The sequence below is a fragment of the Microbulbifer sp. TB1203 genome, from assembly GCF_030997045.1.
GTDB lineage: Bacteria > Pseudomonadota > Gammaproteobacteria > Pseudomonadales > Cellvibrionaceae > Microbulbifer.
In genome coordinates, this window is the sequence record NZ_CP116899.1 from 3,848,983 (window position 1) to 3,864,405 (window position 15,423).

The following is a 15,423-nucleotide window of genomic DNA, read 5'->3' on the forward strand; positions in this document are numbered from 1 at the left end:
CCATGGCCGCGAACGGATTCCAGAGAATTCGGATGGATCGATCGCGGCCATGGGCCGCTCCTACAGCAAGAACAAGAAAAATAGTGCCGCAATTCCATGATCACCTTCGACAACGTCAACAAACGCTACGAATCCGGCCAGGACGCCCTGGTGCGCGTCAGCCTGGAGATAGAGCGCGGCGACATGGTGTTTCTCACCGGGCATTCCGGCGCAGGCAAGAGCACTCTGCTCAAGCTGCTCACGGCGATAGAGCGCCCCACCCGCGGCAGTATCCTGGTGGCCGGGCAGAACCTGGGCCGCCTGCGCAACGGCCAGATTCCCTACTACCGCCGCAACCTCGGCATCGTATTCCAGAACCACCAGCTGCTGTTTGACCGCAATGTGTTCGACAACGTCGCCCTGCCGCTGTCGGTGGCCGGGTGCAGCAAACGCGAGGTGGGCCGCCGGGTGCGCGCGGCGCTGGACAAGGTGGGTTTGCTGCACAAGGAGAAGCAGAACCCCATCGCGCTCTCCGGCGGCGAGCAGCAGCGGGTGGGCATCGCCCGCGCGGTGGTGAACAAGCCGGCGATACTGGTGGCCGACGAACCCACCGGCAACCTGGACCCGCAATTGTCGGCGGAGATCATGCAGCTGTTCGCCGACTTCAACGCCGTGGGTGTCACCGTGATGGTGGCCAGCCACGACCTGGAACTGATCGCGCGCATGAAACGCCGGGTGCTCACCCTGCAGGCGGGCCAGTTGATCTACGACGGAATCCCCAGCCGTGAAGCAGTCATCCCATAGGCCGCCGCAGGCGGCGCACAAGGCTCAGCGGGCGTCCCGCAAGCCGCAGCGACAGGTGCCGGAAGCCAAGCCCAGGCCCACCGGGGCGGTGGCGGCGCGCACCCGCCTGGGGGACCGCTGGCACAGCTGGCTCGGCCACCACCGGGAGATGGCGGTCGAGGCCCTGCGGCGCTTTTTCGCCGCGCCGCTGGCCAGCGGCATGACCGCGCTGGTGATCGCCATCGCCCTGGCCCTGCCCGCGGCGCTGCAACTGGGGTTGCTCAACTTCCAGCGCGCAGTGGCCGGCTGGGACGGCCAACCGCAGATCTCGGTATTCCTGCACAAGGACGCCCGCGACACCGCGGTGCAGTCCTTTGCCGGGAAATTGCGCGCCGATCCCGCCGTGGCCGAGGTCACCTATATCTCCCCGGAGGAGGCGCTGCGGGAATTCCAGCAGGCCTCGGGGCTGGGCGACGCGCTGGCCGGACTCGGCGCCAATCCGCTGCCGGCGGTGCTGCTGGTGCGCCCGCGGGATACCGCCAGCGACCGGCTGGAGGCCCTGGCCTCCCAACTGCGGGACAGCGCGCTCACCGATGCCGTGGTGCTGGATATGGCCTGGGTACAGCGCCTGGCCCAGCTGACCGAACTGGGCCGGCGGTTGTCCGCCGGCCTGGCGCTGTTGCTGGCCTTGGGGGTGCTGCTGGTGGTGGTGAACACCATCCGCCTGCATATCGAGAGCCGCCGCGAGGAGATACTGGTGGTCAAGCTGGTGGGGGGCACCGACGCCTTCGTGCGCCGGCCCTTCCTGTACAGTGGCCTCTGTTACGGCGTCGCCGGCGGCCTGCTCGCCTGGCTGCTGGTGAGCGTCGGTGCGGCGCTGCTGTCCGGCCCGGTATCCGCCCTGGCCTCTTCCTACGACAGCGGCTACGCCCTGCGCGGTCCCGGGTTCAGCTATCTGCTGGCGCTCGTCGGCGCCGCCGCGGTGCTCGGCCTGCTCGGCGCCTGGGTGGCGGTGGCGCGGCACATCAAAGCGATAGAGCCGCGCTGAGGGATAAGAAAGGTAAAGACTGCGCGAGGGCGGAACCCGCTTGTGGATAACCCCTCTAAGGCCCCGGATATCAACACATTGCGCCGCACTTGCGCGGGCTTCCTAAGGCGGTCGCGCAGGTGCTACACTGAAGCCAATTTGCCGCGTGCAAGCGCCGGCAGCCGGGGAGCCAACCGCTGCTCCGGTGATCGAGTTTTCAGAAGGAGAGACCTGAATGGGAACCAGCCTACAGCCAGTCCATATGCTGTCTCCGGGCGCCAACCTGGGCGCCTATATCCAGACGGTCAGCAGTTTCGAGGTGCTGACCGCCGAGGAGGAGAAGCGCCTGGCGGAAGACCTCTACTACCGCGAAGACCTCAACGCCGCGCGCCAGCTGGTGCTGTCGCACCTGCGCTTCGTGGTCCATATCGCCAAGTCCTATTCCGGCTACGGCCTCAACCAGGCGGACCTGATCCAGGAGGGCAACGTCGGCCTGATGAAGGCGGTCAAGCGCTTCAACCCGGAAAAGGGCGTGCGCCTGGTGTCCTTCGCGGTGCACTGGATCAAGGCGGAGATTCACGAGTTTATCCTGCGCAACTGGCGCATCGTGAAGATCGCCACCACCAAGGCCCAGCGCAAGCTGTTCTTCAACCTGCGCGGGCAGAAGAAGAAACTGGCCTGGCTCACCAACGACGAGGCCAGGGCGGTGGCCCAGGACCTGAACGTTGACGTGGCCCAGGTACACGAGATGGAGGGCCGCCTGTCCGCCCACGACGCCGCCTTCGATGCCGGCGTGGATGAGGACGAAGACACCGCCTGGCAGGCCCCCGCCCACTACCTGGAGGACCGCCGCTACGACCCGGCGGCCCAACTGGAGCGGGACAACTGGCAGGAGACCAATCTCAGCAGCCTGGCTTCCGCGCTGGAGCAGCTGGACGAGCGCAGCCGCGATATCATCCAGGCTCGCTGGCTGAGCGACGAGAAGTCCACTCTGCACGAACTGGCGGACAAGTACGGCGTCTCCGCCGAGCGCATCCGCCAGCTGGAAAAGAATGCGATGAAGAAAGTGCGGGTGGCGATGGAAGCCTGACAGGGCATATCGATGACCGGCGAAAAAACCGCGCAGCCGCGCGGTTTTTTTATTGGGGGCCGTAGGCTCCCTGTAGGAGCGGCCCATGGCCGCGATCGATCTTTCCGACTCTACCTTGCCTGCTATCCCGATCGCGGCCATGGGCCGCTCCTACAGGTGCCAAATCAAAAGGAAAAACCATGGCAAAACTCTATCTACTGATCGCCGCCTTTTTCGGCGGCACCGGCGTAATACTCGGCGCTTTTGGCGCCCACGGCCTGCGCGGCAAAATCGCCGAGAATCTGCTGGAGGCCTACAAAACCGGTGTGCTCTACCAGATGCTGCATGCGCTGGCCCTGTTCGGCATCGCACTGCTGATGCGGCACTGGGGCGAGAAGACATCACTGCAGGTGAGCGGTGGGCTGTTCGCGCTGGGCGTGCTGCTGTTCTCCGGCAGCCTCTACGCCCTGGCCTTCGGCGGTCCGCGCTGGCTAGGCCCGGTCACCCCGCTGGGCGGGCTGGCGATGATCGGCGGCTGGGCGGCGCTGTTTGTCGCCGCGCTGAATCTCCCCAAATAATTTCTCTCTGTAGGAGCGGCCGTTGGCCGCGATCAGTCTCTGCCGGAACCACAGTCGCGGCCAACGGCCGCCCCGGCCGCTCCATGTATTCACGGCGCCTTCGGCCCTACAATACAGTGAATCGAATTCGCATCAGAGGTCGCGAATAATGCAAGAAGAATCCGCGGAGGAATTTCCCTACCGCACCGAATACAAGAAGAAATCCATCCGCAGCTATGTGATTCGCGCCGGGCGCATGACCGAGGGCCAGCGCCGCGCTTTTGACAATTACTGGGGAGAATACGGCCTGTCCCTGTTCGACGGCCCGCTGGAACCGCGCGCAGTTTTTGGCCGCGAGGCGCCGCTGGTGCTGGAGATCGGTTTCGGCATGGGCGATTCGCTGCTGGCCATGGCGGAGGCGGAACCGGACAAGGATTTTATCGGCATCGAAGTGCACCCGCCCGGTGTCGGCCGGCTGATCAACAATGCCGGCAAACTGGGCCTGAAAAACCTGCGGGTGTATATGGCGGATGCGGTGGACGTGCTGAACGACTGTATCGCCGACGGGTCGCTGGATCGTTTCCAGCTCTATTTCCCCGACCCCTGGCACAAGAAGAAGCACCACAAGCGCCGCATCGTGCAGCCGGAATTCGTACGCCTGATCTGCGCAAAGCTGAAAGCCGGCGGCCTGCTGCATATGGCCACCGACTGGGAAAACTACGCAGAGCATATGCTCGAAGTGTTGGAGGCGGAGCCGCTGCTGGAAAACACCGCGGGCAAAAACCATTACTCCGAGCGCCCGGAATTCCGCCCGGAGACCAAATTCGAGCGCCGCGGCCAGCGCCTTGGCCACGGCGTCTGGGATCTGCTGTACCGGCGCAAATAGCCGGGCGCAGGCCCGTTTCCTCTCTGCCTATTCGACTTTTTTCACCGCGGGCGGATTCCAGCTGCCGTCAAGGATCGAGGGGGAAGTCTCCTTCGGCCAGTAGAGGCGCAGCATCAGGTTGAATCCGTCCTCGGGTGCGGGCAGCCAGTTGGATTCTTTTTCCGGCCCGGGATTCTCGTGCTGTATATAGAGATCCACGGAGCCGTCGGGGTTCTTCTTCAGCTGGTTGCGCTCGCTGAGTGTATAGCGGTTGAGTGGGTTCTCGACAAAGAAATATTTGTCGTTGTACATGGTCAACGACCAGAAACCCTCGACCGGCGGCATCTGCCCCTTGGGAAAATGTATCACGTACTTGTTGGCACCGGAGTAAGGGCTGCCCGCGGCATCCTTGTTGGACGTCGGGTAGACCGCATCCTGCGGCCGGTTGGCGCCCAGACCGACGGCGGTTATGAATGCGCGCTGCAGATAGTCGGTGCCGTAGGTTCCGGTCTTGGTGGTGAATAGCCAGCCGTTGATGTCTTTGCCCGCGGATTTGAAGTGGCCTTCGATCTTTTCAAAGGCGAGCCTGGGCACATCCTGCAATGCCTTCTGCACAGCTGGGTCCAGATTGTCGAGGGTGAAGGGTTTGCCGGGGGTTATGCCCAGCCTTGCCATTTTCGAGACCATGGGCGCATCGACCGCTGCCGGTGGGTTGTCTTCCATCAGCTTCGCCAGCAAATTGAAATAATCGGCGCTGCCGAGTGCGTTGACCTGATCGCGCACCGGCGTTTTCATATCGATAGCGGGGTCCACCTTCCCTCGCGGAGGCGTGTAGTTTTTTCCATCGGCACTGAGCGGCACCACCGAAATCTCGTCCTGCAGCCTGTGTACTTTGGCGTAATCTTCCGGCGTGCCGGTGGAGTAGATACGGCCTAGCAGCCAGACCATGGCGGTGGGCGACTCGTATCGGGTGACGCCTTCGGGCAGTGATCCTTCCCAACCGGGACCGGTGATCGCATAGGTCTGCGCCCCGGTGCCCGTGGTGCGCTTGCCGGGCACCTCGAATACGTTGGTCCAGCCGTCCAGCATGGGGAACAGGTAGTAGCGGCCGTGGGCGTCGGGCAGCCTCAACACCCAGGGCTCCTTGCCCACATCGATCCATGCCACTGTGTAGAGCGTGTCGGCATTGGGGGCGGTTACGTCGTGGAAGGCCGCCGTGGGGTACTTGCGCAGGCGCGCGAACTGTCCCACCGGGGCGCGGTTGCCTTCCGGCTTGGCGACATTGGTCATCACGCGGCGGGTCATCTCCAGGGTGACCAGCGGATAGCCGTAGATATAGGCATCCACGGCTATGCTTTTGGCCTCCTGCGGCGACAGCGACTCCCCCCTCGCCAGGGGGCCGAATGTGAAAGCAATGGCGATCGCCAGCGAAAATCTCAGAAGAGTGTCAACGGGGGTTTGCATAGAGGATCTCCTGGCGCAAATTTTTGCCGTCCAGATCGCCGCGCGGTTCGCCCTGGACCGCGAATCGTCGGCGAATGGAAAATGGCAGAAAAGTTACAGGCCTGCGACGGAATTTCGCATTGGTCCGGGGAAACCTTTAAACGATAGCAAACAGGCGGAGAAAGCGGCCGGGCGGAGCACTGCGTCCGGTGCAAACGGGATTTCTGTCATTTGGCATGCCAGCAACTCCCGTGTAGTCCGGCTTACGCGAAGCGGGAACCAGAGCGGGGAACAAAAACGCCCGGTTTCTGCCGGGCATTTGTTGTTGACGAACGCGAAATCCCTCAAGAGGAAAAAAGGCGGCAGACGGCCAGTGCTGGGGCGGCTTCTGGGCTTAACTCAGAGATGCGGTATTCACGCTTTTCAATTGGTAGGGAAACCGATATGAGCAAATCCTATATCCGTCTCGATAAAAACGCCGCCGCGGTGCTGCTGGTGGACCACCAGACTGGCCTGCTCTCCCTGGTGCGCGATATAGACCCGGACAAATTCAAAAACAATGTGCTGGCGCTGGCCGATCTGGCCAGGTACTTCGAGCTGCCCACCATCCTCACCACCAGTTTCGAGGACGGCCCCAACGGCCCGCTGGTGCCGGAACTCAAGGAGCAGTTTCCGCAGGCGCCCTATATCGCCCGCCCGGGCCAGATCAATGCCTGGGACAACGAGGACTTCGTGGCTGCGGTCGAAGACACCGGCAGGAAGCAGTTGATCATCGCCGGCGTGGTCACCGAGGTGTGCGTGGCCTTCCCGGCGCTGTCCGCCATGGAGCAAGGTCATGAGGTGTTTGTGATTACCGATGCCTCCGGCACCTTCAACCCGCTGACCCGCGATGCCGCCTGGCACCGCATGGCGGAAGCAGGGGTGCAGCTGATGACCTGGTTCGGCGCCGCCTGCGAACTGCACCGCGACTGGCGCAACGATGTCGAGGGACTGGGTAATCTGTTCAGCAATCACATCCCCGATTACCGCAACCTGATCAACAGCTATAACACCCTCGCGGGGACAAACAAGTAAAGGGCGAACGGCTGTGCTCCGCCAGCCGTTCGCCCAGGGAATTTCCGGGGCGGCCAGCGGCGGGTCGTTGCAGCCGGCGATGGTTCCGAAACGTTCGCCGCCCCGCTCCCACTCCCGCTGCGCCTCGATGATTTCCTCGTTTGCTATGGATAGCTATCGGCGGATCAGGTCCATTGGCGCGCCATTGCGCCGCGCAATGTCTGCTATCTTCAAACAGGTCAGGGAAAACCTGCAGCGCAAATGCTATAGGTTTGCCCAGGCACTGTTTAATACCGGTAAAAGGAACTTCCGGAGCGATAAATGATAAAACGCCGCTCTTGCCCGCTTATTCTCCATACTGTTCTGGTGTCGCTGGCGATTTCCGCCGCGCCGGCGCACGCCGACCTGGAGGGCACGCTGAACCTATACCTCAACGGCGGCTACTACTGGTTCGACAGCGACCGGTTGGACGGCACCCCCTTTCAGGGACTGGAGCCGGAGGACACCTGGGGTGGCGGCTTCGGCTTCGGCTACAACGTCACCGACCGCTGGGCGCTGGAAGGGGTCTACCACGTCTTCACCGTGAGTGTGGAGGGTATCGACGAAAAGCTGGACGGCAGCAACTACCACATGGATCTTCTCTACCAGTTTGCCGGGCGCTTCTGCGGCAATCTCTGCTGGCAGCCCTACGTGGCCTTCGGGGTGGGGGAGTTTCGCGTGGATTTCGACGAAGACGATCTACTGGTCTGGGAGGAATATCTGCTGGACCCGTTCCTGGATAAGGACTACGACCGCCAGACCATGGTGAACCTGGGGCTGGGGGTCAAATACCAGCTGGGGCCGCGCTGGCAGGCGCGGGCGGATGCGCGCGCCTTCCAGGGCATCGAGGAGGGCGGCCTGGACGGCCACATCAGTTTGAGCATCGGCTACCAGTGGATCGACGACTTGGTGATAATGCGCGACCGCGACGCGGACGGCATCCTGGACGATGTGGATTACTGCCCGCAGACGCCCATCGGTGTGGATGTGGGCCTGGACGGCTGTCCGGTGGATTCCGATCGCGACGGCGTGCCCAACTACCTGGACATATGCCCCACAACCCCACTGGGAACCCCTGTGTACGAGGATGGCTGCCCGCAATTGTGGACTGAATAAAATTCAAACGTAGGGTGCGCGACCGCCATGGATGGCGGAAGTGCAGAAAATGCAGGAGCAATTTTCTGTCCGTGCGCACCAAAAAAGTCCGAAACCCGTGCCAGCCCTGGGCCGGTGCGCACGGCGCACCCTACGGCTGTAAAGGTGAACAAGGTTCGCCCTGCGTCAGGCACCGCGGGCCGCCTCCAACTGCTCGGAAATTTCCAGCCACTGCATTTCCAACTCGTCCAGCGCCTCGCGCTGTTGTGACTGCTCGCGGTTCAGGCGGGCTATCTCTTCCTGCTGGCCGCCGCTGTACAGGCTCTCGTCCGCCAGTTGGTTTTCCAGTTCGGCCAGCTTCTTCTCCGCCTGCGACATCTGGCGTTCGACGCGCTTCAATTTGTCGGTGAGCGGTTTCAGCTGCTCCCGCAGTGCGGCGGCGGCACGGCGCTGGGTCTTTTTGTCGTCCGCCGGTTTTTCGCTGCCGGTGGATTTCTCTTCCGCCTTTTCGCCTCGTCTGAAGGCCAGCAGCCACTGCTTGTAATCCTCCAGGTCACCGGCGTAGGGTTCCGCGCGGCCGTCCGCCACCAGCAGGAACTCGTCGGTGGTGTTGGCCAGAAGATGGCGGTCGTGGGACACCAGCACCACCGCGCCGGGAAATTCCGCCAGCGCCAGGGTGAGCGCGTGGCGCATCTCCAGGTCCAGGTGGTTGGTTGGCTCGTCCAGCAATAGCAGGTTGGGTTTCTGCCAGGCGAGGATCGCCAGTGCCAGCCGCGCCTTTTCGCCGCCGGAGAAATCCGCCACCGTTTCGAAGGCGCGGTCGCCGGCAAAACCGTAGCCGCCGAGAAAATCCCTCAGGGACTGCTCGCTGGCCTCCGGGGACAGTCGCTGCAGGTGCAACACGGGTGAGGCGGCGCCGTCCAGCGCCTCCAACTGGTGCTGGGCGAAGTAGCCGATCGCCAGGTGTTCACCGCACAGGCGCTCGCCGCCGATCAACGGCAGCTCCCCCGCCAGGGTTTTGATCAGCGAGGATTTACCCGCGCCATTGGGCCCCAGCAGGCCGATGCGGCGCCCGGGCTGGATGCCCAGCTGCACCCGATGCAATACGACCCTGCCCCGGTAGCCGATATCCGCCTCGCGCAGGTCGATCAGCGGGTCGGAAGTTTTGTCGGCGGCGGGGAGAGTGAAGTGAAAAGGTGAGTCGGCGTGCGCCGGCGCTATCTGCACCATGCGGTCCAGCGCCTTGAGGCGGCTCTGTGCCTGTTTCGCCTTGCTCGCCTTGGCGCGGAAGCGGCGCACGAAATCCTCCATATGCGCCCGCTCCACCTGCTGCTTCTCGTACTGTGCCTGCTGCTGTGCCAGGCGCTCTGCGCGCGCGCGCTCGAACGCGCTGTAGTTGCCGCTGTACAGGCGTAGCTGACGCTGTTCGAAGCTGACGATGCCGTCCACCACCGCGTCGAGAAAATCCCGGTCGTGGGAGATGACCAGCAGAGTGCCGGGAAAACGCTGCAGCCACTGTTCCAGCCACAGGGTGGCGTCCAGGTCCAGGTGGTTGGTGGGTTCATCGAGCAGCATCAGATCCGCCGGGCACATGAGCGCCCGGGCCAGGTTCAGGCGGATGCGCCAGCCCCCGGAGAAGCTGCTGACCGGGCGCTGCTGGTCGGCGTGCGCGAAACCGAGGCCGTCGAGAAGCTGCGCCGCGCGGGCCGGGCCGCTGTAGCCGTCGATCGCCGCCATTCGCTCGTGCAGTTCGCCGAGTTCGCGGCCGCCGATATCGCCGTTCTCAGCCTGTTGCAGCTTCCGTTGCAGCCGGCGCAGTTCGTCGTCGCCGTCGAGCACATAGTCCAGGGCGCTCTGCTGGCCGGCGGCCACTTCCTGGGCCATATGCGCGATGCGCCAGCCGGCGGGCACATCCACCCGGCCGCTGTCGCTGTCCAGTTGGTGCAGCAGCAGTTTGAACAGGCTGGACTTGCCACAGCCGTTGGCCCCGATGACGCCAACCTTGTGGCCGGGAAAGATACGGCAGTCCGCATTTTGCAGCAGTTCGCGGCCGCCTATTTGCAGGGAAACGCCTTGCAGATTGATCAACTAAAACCTCTGTTGTCTGGAGCCTGGAGTGCTAGGCTATCGACGTAATAAATTGGTCGGGATTCTACCGTGACAAAATCCGCACCTCCATCGTCGCCTCTGGAAAACCCCCTGTGGCAGTTCTGCCTGGACTTTTATCGCCAGCCCCAGGTCGAGGAATTCCTGCTGGAGTGCCAGGACGAGAGGGGGGCAGACGTGTGCCTGTTGCTCTGGGCCAGCTACGCGGAAGCCGGGGGCCGGCGGCTCAGCGAGGAGAGTTGGCGCGTGGCGGACAGCGGCCTGGCGCCGCGGCGGCGGATGATTTCCAGCGTGCGTCACCTGCGCCGCTGGCTCGGAAACATGCGGCCGCGCGCCCAGTGGCTCTACGACTACTGCAAAGGCTATGAGCAAAAACTGGAACAGCGCCAGCTGGCGGCGTTGTGGAAATTGCAGGAGGAGAGCTGGCCGGAGGACCGACCGGCCCTGGAACTGGCGGGACAGCAATACGGGCTGCTGCAAAAAGATCAGGCCCGCTGGGCGGGCCTGATCGAAGCCTTTAAATCCGGTTCCCGTTAGCGGGAATTACTCGTTGCCGGACTTCTCGCTGGCGAACAGGCTGTTGGGCGGTGTCGCCGGAGTGATGGTCGGCTTGGGTTCGGGAGAGGGTTTTTGCTCTCCGGCCGGCTCGGAGCTGCCGACGGGGCGGGGCTCCGGTGTTTTGCCCTGGAACGGTGCACTGCTGGATGGAATGCTCTCCGGCTTTTTCTCCGCGGGGGGAGTCGGCTTGGGCTCGGCAGCGGCTTTCCCGGGTTTGGGCTCGGCGGGTTTCGCCGCCTCTCCGGAAGGGGCCTTCTTAACCTCAGGCTTCTGGCTCTTCGGCTCGGCAGGTTTTCCGGGGGGGGCTTTTTGGGCCGCCGGCTTGGAAGCCGCTGACTTACCGGCGGCCTTCTCGGCCGGCGCCTTGGCAGTGGAGGGCTTCTTGGCCGGAGCTTTTTTGCGGGTGGCCTTTTTCACCGCCGTTTTCTTCGTCTCCGTTTTCTTCGTTTCGGCTTTCTTTGCGGCAGTTTTCTTTGCCGCGCTTTTCTTGGGCGCCGCTTTTTTGGCCGAGGCCTTTTTCGCAGTGGTTTTCTTTGCTGCGGTCTTTGTCGCGGATTTTTTCGCAGTCGCTTTCTTCTTCTTGGCTTTCCTGGTTTTGCCGGCGGCGGCTTTTTCGGCTTTGGCCGCTACCTTGTCGAGGCTGTCCGCGAGCTTTTTCTCCAGCTTGGCCGATGCCTCGGTCTGCTTGGCTTTGGCGACATCGTCCTTGGCCTGTTGCAGGGCCTCAGTCAGTTTGGCGACGGTGGCCTTGGCGGCGTCCAGCCGCTTTTGCACGGCGGCGGTCTTGTTTTTCTTTGCCGCGGCGCGGGCGCTGGCGAGCTTGGTCTTGGCCTTGGACAATTTGCTCTGGGCGGCGGTCATTGCCTTGTCGGCTTTTTGTACCGCTTTGCCGGCGTCGGCGACCTGCTTGGCCCGGGCCTTGTCCAGTTGAGTGGTGAGCTTGGCGATTTGAGCTTCCAGCTCCGCGACCTTGTCCAGAGTTTTTTGTTTGGCAGCCATGAGTTGATATCCTGAGGTTTTCGATCTATTCGGTACACCCGGGCGGTGCACACACCCGGCGTTTTATACGGTCGAGCCGCTATCACAGACCCACACCCTTGCCAGCCTCGCTGGCCGGTCCGCTGCACCGGCAGTGCCAATTCACCCAAAGCGTGCCGGAACAACCGGTGGAGAGCCGATAATAGCGCTGTTGTTGGTGAAGTGCATCCCTGCACTTCATTCCCTGCGGGACAGTCGGGTATGCACAAATCCGCTGTCTCTGTCGATTAGTGTGAAGTAGATCCACAGTATGGACCAGCGTGCCGGTGTGCACCTCCAGCCGCCATGGGTTAGACTTGGCGGGGACCGGCCGCTACCGGCCGAGCGCTTCTGCGATGATCTTGTGTCGCTTCTTTGCGTTGGCCAACTGGCCAAACGATTAAACAAATACATCACGGATAAAGAGACAATTCCCATGAACAAATATCCACTGGCTGCAGCAATTGCCCTGGGCATCGCGCTGGTCGGCTGTGACAAACAGAAATCCGAGCAGGCGAGCGAGGAGGTTGCCCTGGAGACCCAGGAGCAAAAGGTCAGCTACATCATCGCTGAAGATATGGCCAAGCGCCTGAAGTCCCAGGACGTGGAGCTGGACCCGCAGGTGGTGCTGATGGCCCTGGACGATGTGGCCAACGATCGCGAGTCGCGCATATCCGATGAGGACAAGCAGCAGGTCATCGCGGTCTTCCAGGAGGAGATGCAGGCCAAGCAGAAGCAAATGCTGGCCGATCAGGAGAAAGAGTTCAAAGCGAAGGCGGAGCAGAACCTGGCGGAAGGCAAGGCGTTCCTCGAGGAGAACGCCAAGAAGGAGGGGGTGGTCACCACCGACTCCGGCCTGCAGTACAAGGTGATCAGAGAGGGCACTGGCGACTCCCCGAGCGCCGACAGCACTGTGGAAGTGGACTACAAAGGTACCCTGATCGACGGCACTGAGTTCGACAGTTCCTACGCCCGTGGCGAGCCGGTACAGTTTCCGGTGAACGGTGTGATCAAGGGCTGGACCGAGGCCCTGCAGATGATGAAGGAAGGCGCCAAGTGGGAGCTGTATATTCCTTCCGACCTGGCCTACGGGCCCGGTGGTGCCGGCGGTCTGATCGGCCCCAACGCCACGCTGATTTTTGAGGTTGAGCTGCACAAGGCCAATGTGAAGGCCGACGGCGGTGAGGAGTCCCCCGAGGGAGAGCAGCAGCCGGAGGAAGGCACTCAGGGAGAGGGCGCCGGGGAAGCAGGTGCCCAGGAAGAGTAAGGCTGTTCGTCAGTGACACAAAAAAAAGGGGCTCTCCGGAGCCCCTTTTTTGTGCCGATTGAAAATATAGAGGCGAATCTTGAATTCGCCCCGGCAGGACCTTCCCTTCCGCCTTATTAGTAAGTGAGCAGTATTACGGTTCAGGCCAACTGGTTCTTGTGCGCCGTGTGCAACAGCGCGATCATCTGATCCTCGGAACTGAAGCGGGTTTCCAGCGCCTCACCCAGTTGGGACAGGTCGCGCTGCAGCGCGGTCAGGTCGTCGGTCTCCTGGTACTTGTCGTTGAAGTCCACGGCGATATCGGTGGTGCCGTCGATTTCCCGGTAAAGCTGGCGCGCTGTCTCCAGGCCCTGCTTGTCGCCGAACGCCTTTCCCTCGTGGATCAGTTGTTCGTACACCTCGAAGTGGCCGGCTGAGACATAGTCCACCAGTTGCTGGCAGAGCTGACGCACATTCTCCTCGGTTTCGGCATCGCCCTCGGCGATTTCCTTTTTTTGCGAGAGCGTACAGAAGCGCACCAGCAGCTCCTGGCGCGAGAGCAACCAGCGATCGATGATCTCGCTTACGCCTCCCCAGCGCTCTCGCGCCGATTTGCAATTCTCCAGCATCTCCGGGTTTCCCTTTGTGACTCCTAACGGCTTTCTGCAAGATAGGAGATTCCCCCGCCGCCGGCAAGGAACTGAGTACATTCTGCGCCAGATAGATACCAACTGAAAAACTGAAAGGAAGGAATAAATGTACATACCCAGCAGCTTTCGCCAGGAGGATATGGCAGCTCTGCACCAGTTGATGCGCGATCGCCCGCTGGCAACCCTGGTAACCAGTTCGCCGGATGGTCCCAACGCCAACCATATCCCCCTGCAGTTGGTCGCCGAGCCGGGTTCCCGGGGTGTACTGCGCGGGCACATCGCGCGGGCCAACCCGCTGGCGCGGGAAGCGGAGGAGCCGCTGCAGGCGCTGGCGATATTCTGCGGCCCCGACAGCTATATCTCCCCCTCCTGGTATCCGGAGAAAGTCGAGCACGGCAAGGTAGTGCCCACCTGGAATTATGTGGCGGTCCATGCCCGCGGCAGCCTGCGAATCGTGGAGGAGCCCCACTGGTTGAGGGAGCAACTGGAAGGACTGACCGGGCAAAAGGAGGCTGGGGCTCCATCACCCTGGTCGGTGGCGGACGCGCCGGAGGACTTCATTGAAAAACTCTCAGCCGCCATCGTGGGAATAGAGCTCAGCATCGATACGCTGGAGGGAAAGTGGAAAGTCAGCCAGAACCAGCGCCGCGCAACCCGTGAGGGCGTAGCGGGTGGACTGAGGGAGCGGGCCGGCGATGGCGACGGGGATATGGCGGCGCTGGTCGAATCTGCGGTCGGCGATTGATCCGCGTTGGCGACTGTCAGGGGTTGGGCGTGTCGCCGTACCGGCGAGCCGGTGGACGGCGATCTTTGTCCTTGGTCTTCAGGATTTGCGGAAGGCCTGCCAGGCGCCGAAGGCGATCAGCCCGATAAAGCCCAGCGCGGCCCAGCCAGGTATTGAGATGCCCAGCAGCGTCCACTGCACTTCGGCGCAGTTGCCGTCGCCGGTGAGCAGGGTCTTGAGCACATCGGATACCGGAAAGGATTCGAGCATATAGCTGATCCCCGGCCCGCAGGCGGGCACCTGGTCTTCCGGCAGGCTCTGCAACCACAGCTGGCGGCCGGAAAAATAGAGTCCGCCCAGGGCCCAGAGAGAGACCAGCAGGCCGTAGATTCGCCGGCCGATGGTGGCCGGGTTGTGCAGAAAGGCGGCCAGCGATACCAGCCCCGCGCCCAGCAGCATCACCCGCTGGGTGATGCACAGCGGACAGGGCTCGAGCCCGCGGATATATTCCAGGTAAAAGGCGGCACCGAGCAGGAATACCACGGCGAGAAAAGCCAGCAGGAAGGTGGTGCGCGGGTTGGGCAGCTTCATGATTTATTGTGTTCCGAATGATGTTTTGAGTAGGACTGCCGGAACCCGGCGGCCTCCCGATTCAAATAGCCGAACAGTTCGGTGAAATTCCGCTCCAGCGCGGGGCGCCGGGCCAGCAGCTCCGGCAGAGCATCCTGCAGTGGCACCGGGCGGCTGAGCCGCTGGCTTACCCGAGCGAGGCTCTGGGCGACCACCTGTTCGTCGCCGTAACTCTGCAGAAGTTTAAAGCGTTCGGCACGCTCCATAAATGCCTGCGCGCGCGGGGGAATATACCTGTCGCGGCTGTGAAAGTGCCGCCAGCAGTCCCGGCAGAAATCCTCCAGCGGCTGGTGGTGCCACTCGTTCCACTGCCGGCTGAGCAGGTGGTCGAACCAGATATCCAGAATGATGCCGGTGTAACGCCGCCAGCTCGGGTCCAATTGCGCCTGGGATTTCCGGTAGGCGGGGTGGCTGTCGGTGAGTGCGTCGATGCGCCTGTGCAGGCGGATGCCCGCTTCTATGTCCGCCGGCAGTTCACCCTTTAACGGGCCCTTGACGAAATCCCCCAGCAGCCCGCCCAGGCGCCAGTCCGGCTCGGGGCCGGAGAGCAGCAGGTGGGCGAGGTAGTTCATCGCGGTGTCG

The 15,423-nt window shown here is 62.8% G+C and carries 16 protein-coding genes; 10 read left to right on the forward strand and 6 right to left on the reverse strand.

Annotation, left to right across the window (positions count from 1 at the left end):
* Positions 1–96 precede the first annotated feature (96 nt).
* The 5 genes from ftsE to trmB all read left to right on the forward strand — a co-directional run bounded on the left by ftsE (position 97) and on the right by trmB (position 4,301).
* Positions 97–783 carry a cell division ATP-binding protein FtsE gene (ftsE, locus tag PP263_RS16320; protein ID WP_308364780.1) on the forward strand — a complete coding sequence of 229 codons (687 nt, stop codon included), beginning with the start codon at positions 97–99 and terminating at the stop codon, positions 781–783.
* Complete coding sequence (gene ftsX / locus PP263_RS16325; RefSeq protein ID WP_308364782.1) at positions 764–1,810, forward strand: permease-like cell division protein FtsX; 1,047 nt, start codon at positions 764–766, stop codon at positions 1,808–1,810. The genes ftsE and ftsX overlap by 20 nt, the downstream gene beginning before the upstream one ends.
* Before the next feature lie 214 nt (positions 1,811–2,024).
* Positions 2,025–2,879, forward strand: coding sequence for an RNA polymerase sigma factor RpoH (gene rpoH / locus PP263_RS16330; RefSeq protein ID WP_308364783.1), 855 nt, complete (start codon positions 2,025–2,027; stop codon positions 2,877–2,879).
* A gap of 179 nt (positions 2,880–3,058) precedes the next feature.
* Positions 3,059–3,436 carry a DUF423 domain-containing protein gene (locus PP263_RS16335; RefSeq protein ID WP_308364784.1) on the forward strand — a complete coding sequence of 126 codons (378 nt, stop codon included), beginning with the start codon at positions 3,059–3,061 and terminating at the stop codon, positions 3,434–3,436.
* A gap of 148 nt (positions 3,437–3,584) precedes the next feature.
* Positions 3,585–4,301 carry a tRNA (guanosine(46)-N7)-methyltransferase TrmB gene (trmB, locus tag PP263_RS16340; protein WP_308364785.1) on the forward strand — a complete coding sequence of 239 codons (717 nt, stop codon included), beginning with the start codon at positions 3,585–3,587 and terminating at the stop codon, positions 4,299–4,301.
* Positions 4,302–4,328: 27 nt separating this feature from the next.
* On the opposite strand, the gene PP263_RS16345 is transcribed toward trmB, so the two are convergent.
* Positions 4,329–5,744, reverse strand: coding sequence for a DUF1254 domain-containing protein (locus PP263_RS16345; RefSeq protein ID WP_308364787.1), 1,416 nt, complete (start codon positions 5,742–5,744; stop codon positions 4,329–4,331).
* Between the two features lie 423 nt (positions 5,745–6,167).
* On the opposite strand from PP263_RS16345, the gene ycaC reads away from it, so the two are divergent.
* Both ycaC and PP263_RS16355 read left to right on the forward strand, forming a co-directional pair.
* Complete coding sequence (ycaC, locus tag PP263_RS16350; RefSeq protein ID WP_308364788.1) at positions 6,168–6,797, forward strand: isochorismate family cysteine hydrolase YcaC; 630 nt, start codon at positions 6,168–6,170, stop codon at positions 6,795–6,797.
* Between the two features lie 300 nt (positions 6,798–7,097).
* Positions 7,098–7,931 carry a porin family protein gene (locus PP263_RS16355; protein ID WP_308364789.1) on the forward strand — a complete coding sequence of 278 codons (834 nt, stop codon included), beginning with the start codon at positions 7,098–7,100 and terminating at the stop codon, positions 7,929–7,931.
* Positions 7,932–8,096: 165 nt separating this feature from the next.
* Here the strand turns inward: PP263_RS16355 and PP263_RS16360 are convergent, their stop codons facing one another.
* On the reverse strand, positions 8,097–9,998 hold the full coding sequence (locus tag PP263_RS16360; RefSeq protein WP_308364791.1) for an ATP-binding cassette domain-containing protein: 1,902 nt from the start codon (positions 9,996–9,998) through the stop codon (positions 8,097–8,099).
* A 69-nt stretch (positions 9,999–10,067) separates the two neighbouring features.
* On the opposite strand from PP263_RS16360, the gene PP263_RS16365 reads away from it, so the two are divergent.
* The gene (locus PP263_RS16365) at positions 10,068–10,553 is read left to right on the forward strand and encodes a TIGR02444 family protein (RefSeq protein WP_308364794.1); all 486 of its coding nucleotides are present in this window, start codon (positions 10,068–10,070) and stop codon (positions 10,551–10,553) included.
* 6 nt (positions 10,554–10,559) lie between these two features.
* Here PP263_RS16365 and PP263_RS16370 read toward each other — a convergent pair whose 3' ends face one another.
* Positions 10,560–11,573, reverse strand: coding sequence for a histidine kinase (locus PP263_RS16370; protein ID WP_308364797.1), 1,014 nt, complete (start codon positions 11,571–11,573; stop codon positions 10,560–10,562).
* A 454-nt stretch (positions 11,574–12,027) separates the two neighbouring features.
* On the opposite strand from PP263_RS16370, the gene PP263_RS16375 reads away from it, so the two are divergent.
* Positions 12,028–12,858 (forward strand): FKBP-type peptidyl-prolyl cis-trans isomerase, encoded by an 831-nt coding sequence (locus PP263_RS16375; RefSeq protein ID WP_308364799.1) that lies wholly within the window; start codon positions 12,028–12,030, stop codon positions 12,856–12,858.
* A gap of 140 nt (positions 12,859–12,998) precedes the next feature.
* Here PP263_RS16375 and rsd read toward each other — a convergent pair whose 3' ends face one another.
* The gene (rsd, locus tag PP263_RS16380) at positions 12,999–13,466 is read right to left on the reverse strand and encodes a sigma D regulator (RefSeq protein ID WP_308364801.1); all 468 of its coding nucleotides are present in this window, start codon (positions 13,464–13,466) and stop codon (positions 12,999–13,001) included.
* A 127-nt stretch (positions 13,467–13,593) separates the two neighbouring features.
* On the opposite strand from rsd, the gene PP263_RS16385 reads away from it, so the two are divergent.
* The gene (locus PP263_RS16385; protein ID WP_308364802.1) at positions 13,594–14,232 is read left to right on the forward strand and encodes an FMN-binding negative transcriptional regulator; all 639 of its coding nucleotides are present in this window, start codon (positions 13,594–13,596) and stop codon (positions 14,230–14,232) included.
* 78 nt (positions 14,233–14,310) lie between these two features.
* Here the strand turns inward: PP263_RS16385 and PP263_RS16390 are convergent, their stop codons facing one another.
* Together PP263_RS16390 and PP263_RS16395 are read right to left on the reverse strand one after the other, a co-directional pair.
* Positions 14,311–14,802 carry a disulfide bond formation protein B gene (locus PP263_RS16390; RefSeq protein ID WP_308364803.1) on the reverse strand — a complete coding sequence of 164 codons (492 nt, stop codon included), beginning with the start codon at positions 14,800–14,802 and terminating at the stop codon, positions 14,311–14,313.
* Positions 14,799–15,413: an ACP phosphodiesterase gene (locus tag PP263_RS16395; protein ID WP_308364804.1), complete on the reverse strand. Its 615-nt coding sequence runs from the start codon at positions 15,411–15,413 to the stop codon at positions 14,799–14,801. The genes PP263_RS16390 and PP263_RS16395 overlap by 4 nt, the downstream gene beginning before the upstream one ends.
* Between the last annotated feature and the right edge of the window lie 10 nt (positions 15,414–15,423).

What these genes read in the sequence shown, in the direction of transcription:
- ftsE (WP_308364780.1), top strand. Translation starts at nt 97, where the DNA reads ATGATCACCTTCGACAACGTCAACAAACGCTACGAATCCGGCCAGGAC.
- rpoH (WP_308364783.1), top strand. Translation starts at nt 2,025, where the DNA reads ATGGGAACCAGCCTACAGCCAGTCCATATGCTGTCTCCGGGCGCCAAC.
- PP263_RS16335 (WP_308364784.1), top strand. Translation starts at nt 3,059, where the DNA reads ATGGCAAAACTCTATCTACTGATCGCCGCCTTTTTCGGCGGCACCGGC.
- trmB (WP_308364785.1), top strand. Translation starts at nt 3,585, where the DNA reads ATGCAAGAAGAATCCGCGGAGGAATTTCCCTACCGCACCGAATACAAG.
- PP263_RS16345 (WP_308364787.1), bottom strand. Translation starts at nt 5,744, where the DNA reads ATGCAAACCCCCGTTGACACTCTTCTGAGATTTTCGCTGGCGATCGCC.
- ycaC (WP_308364788.1), top strand. Translation starts at nt 6,168, where the DNA reads ATGAGCAAATCCTATATCCGTCTCGATAAAAACGCCGCCGCGGTGCTG.
- PP263_RS16355 (WP_308364789.1), top strand. Translation starts at nt 7,098, where the DNA reads ATGATAAAACGCCGCTCTTGCCCGCTTATTCTCCATACTGTTCTGGTG.
- PP263_RS16370 (WP_308364797.1), bottom strand. Translation starts at nt 11,573, where the DNA reads ATGGCTGCCAAACAAAAAACTCTGGACAAGGTCGCGGAGCTGGAAGCT.
- PP263_RS16375 (WP_308364799.1), top strand. Translation starts at nt 12,028, where the DNA reads ATGAACAAATATCCACTGGCTGCAGCAATTGCCCTGGGCATCGCGCTG.
- rsd (WP_308364801.1), bottom strand. Translation starts at nt 13,466, where the DNA reads ATGCTGGAGAATTGCAAATCGGCGCGAGAGCGCTGGGGAGGCGTAAGC.
- PP263_RS16385 (WP_308364802.1), top strand. Translation starts at nt 13,594, where the DNA reads ATGTACATACCCAGCAGCTTTCGCCAGGAGGATATGGCAGCTCTGCAC.
- PP263_RS16390 (WP_308364803.1), bottom strand. Translation starts at nt 14,802, where the DNA reads ATGAAGCTGCCCAACCCGCGCACCACCTTCCTGCTGGCTTTTCTCGCC.
- PP263_RS16395 (WP_308364804.1), bottom strand. Translation starts at nt 15,413, where the DNA reads ATGAACTACCTCGCCCACCTGCTGCTCTCCGGCCCCGAGCCGGACTGG.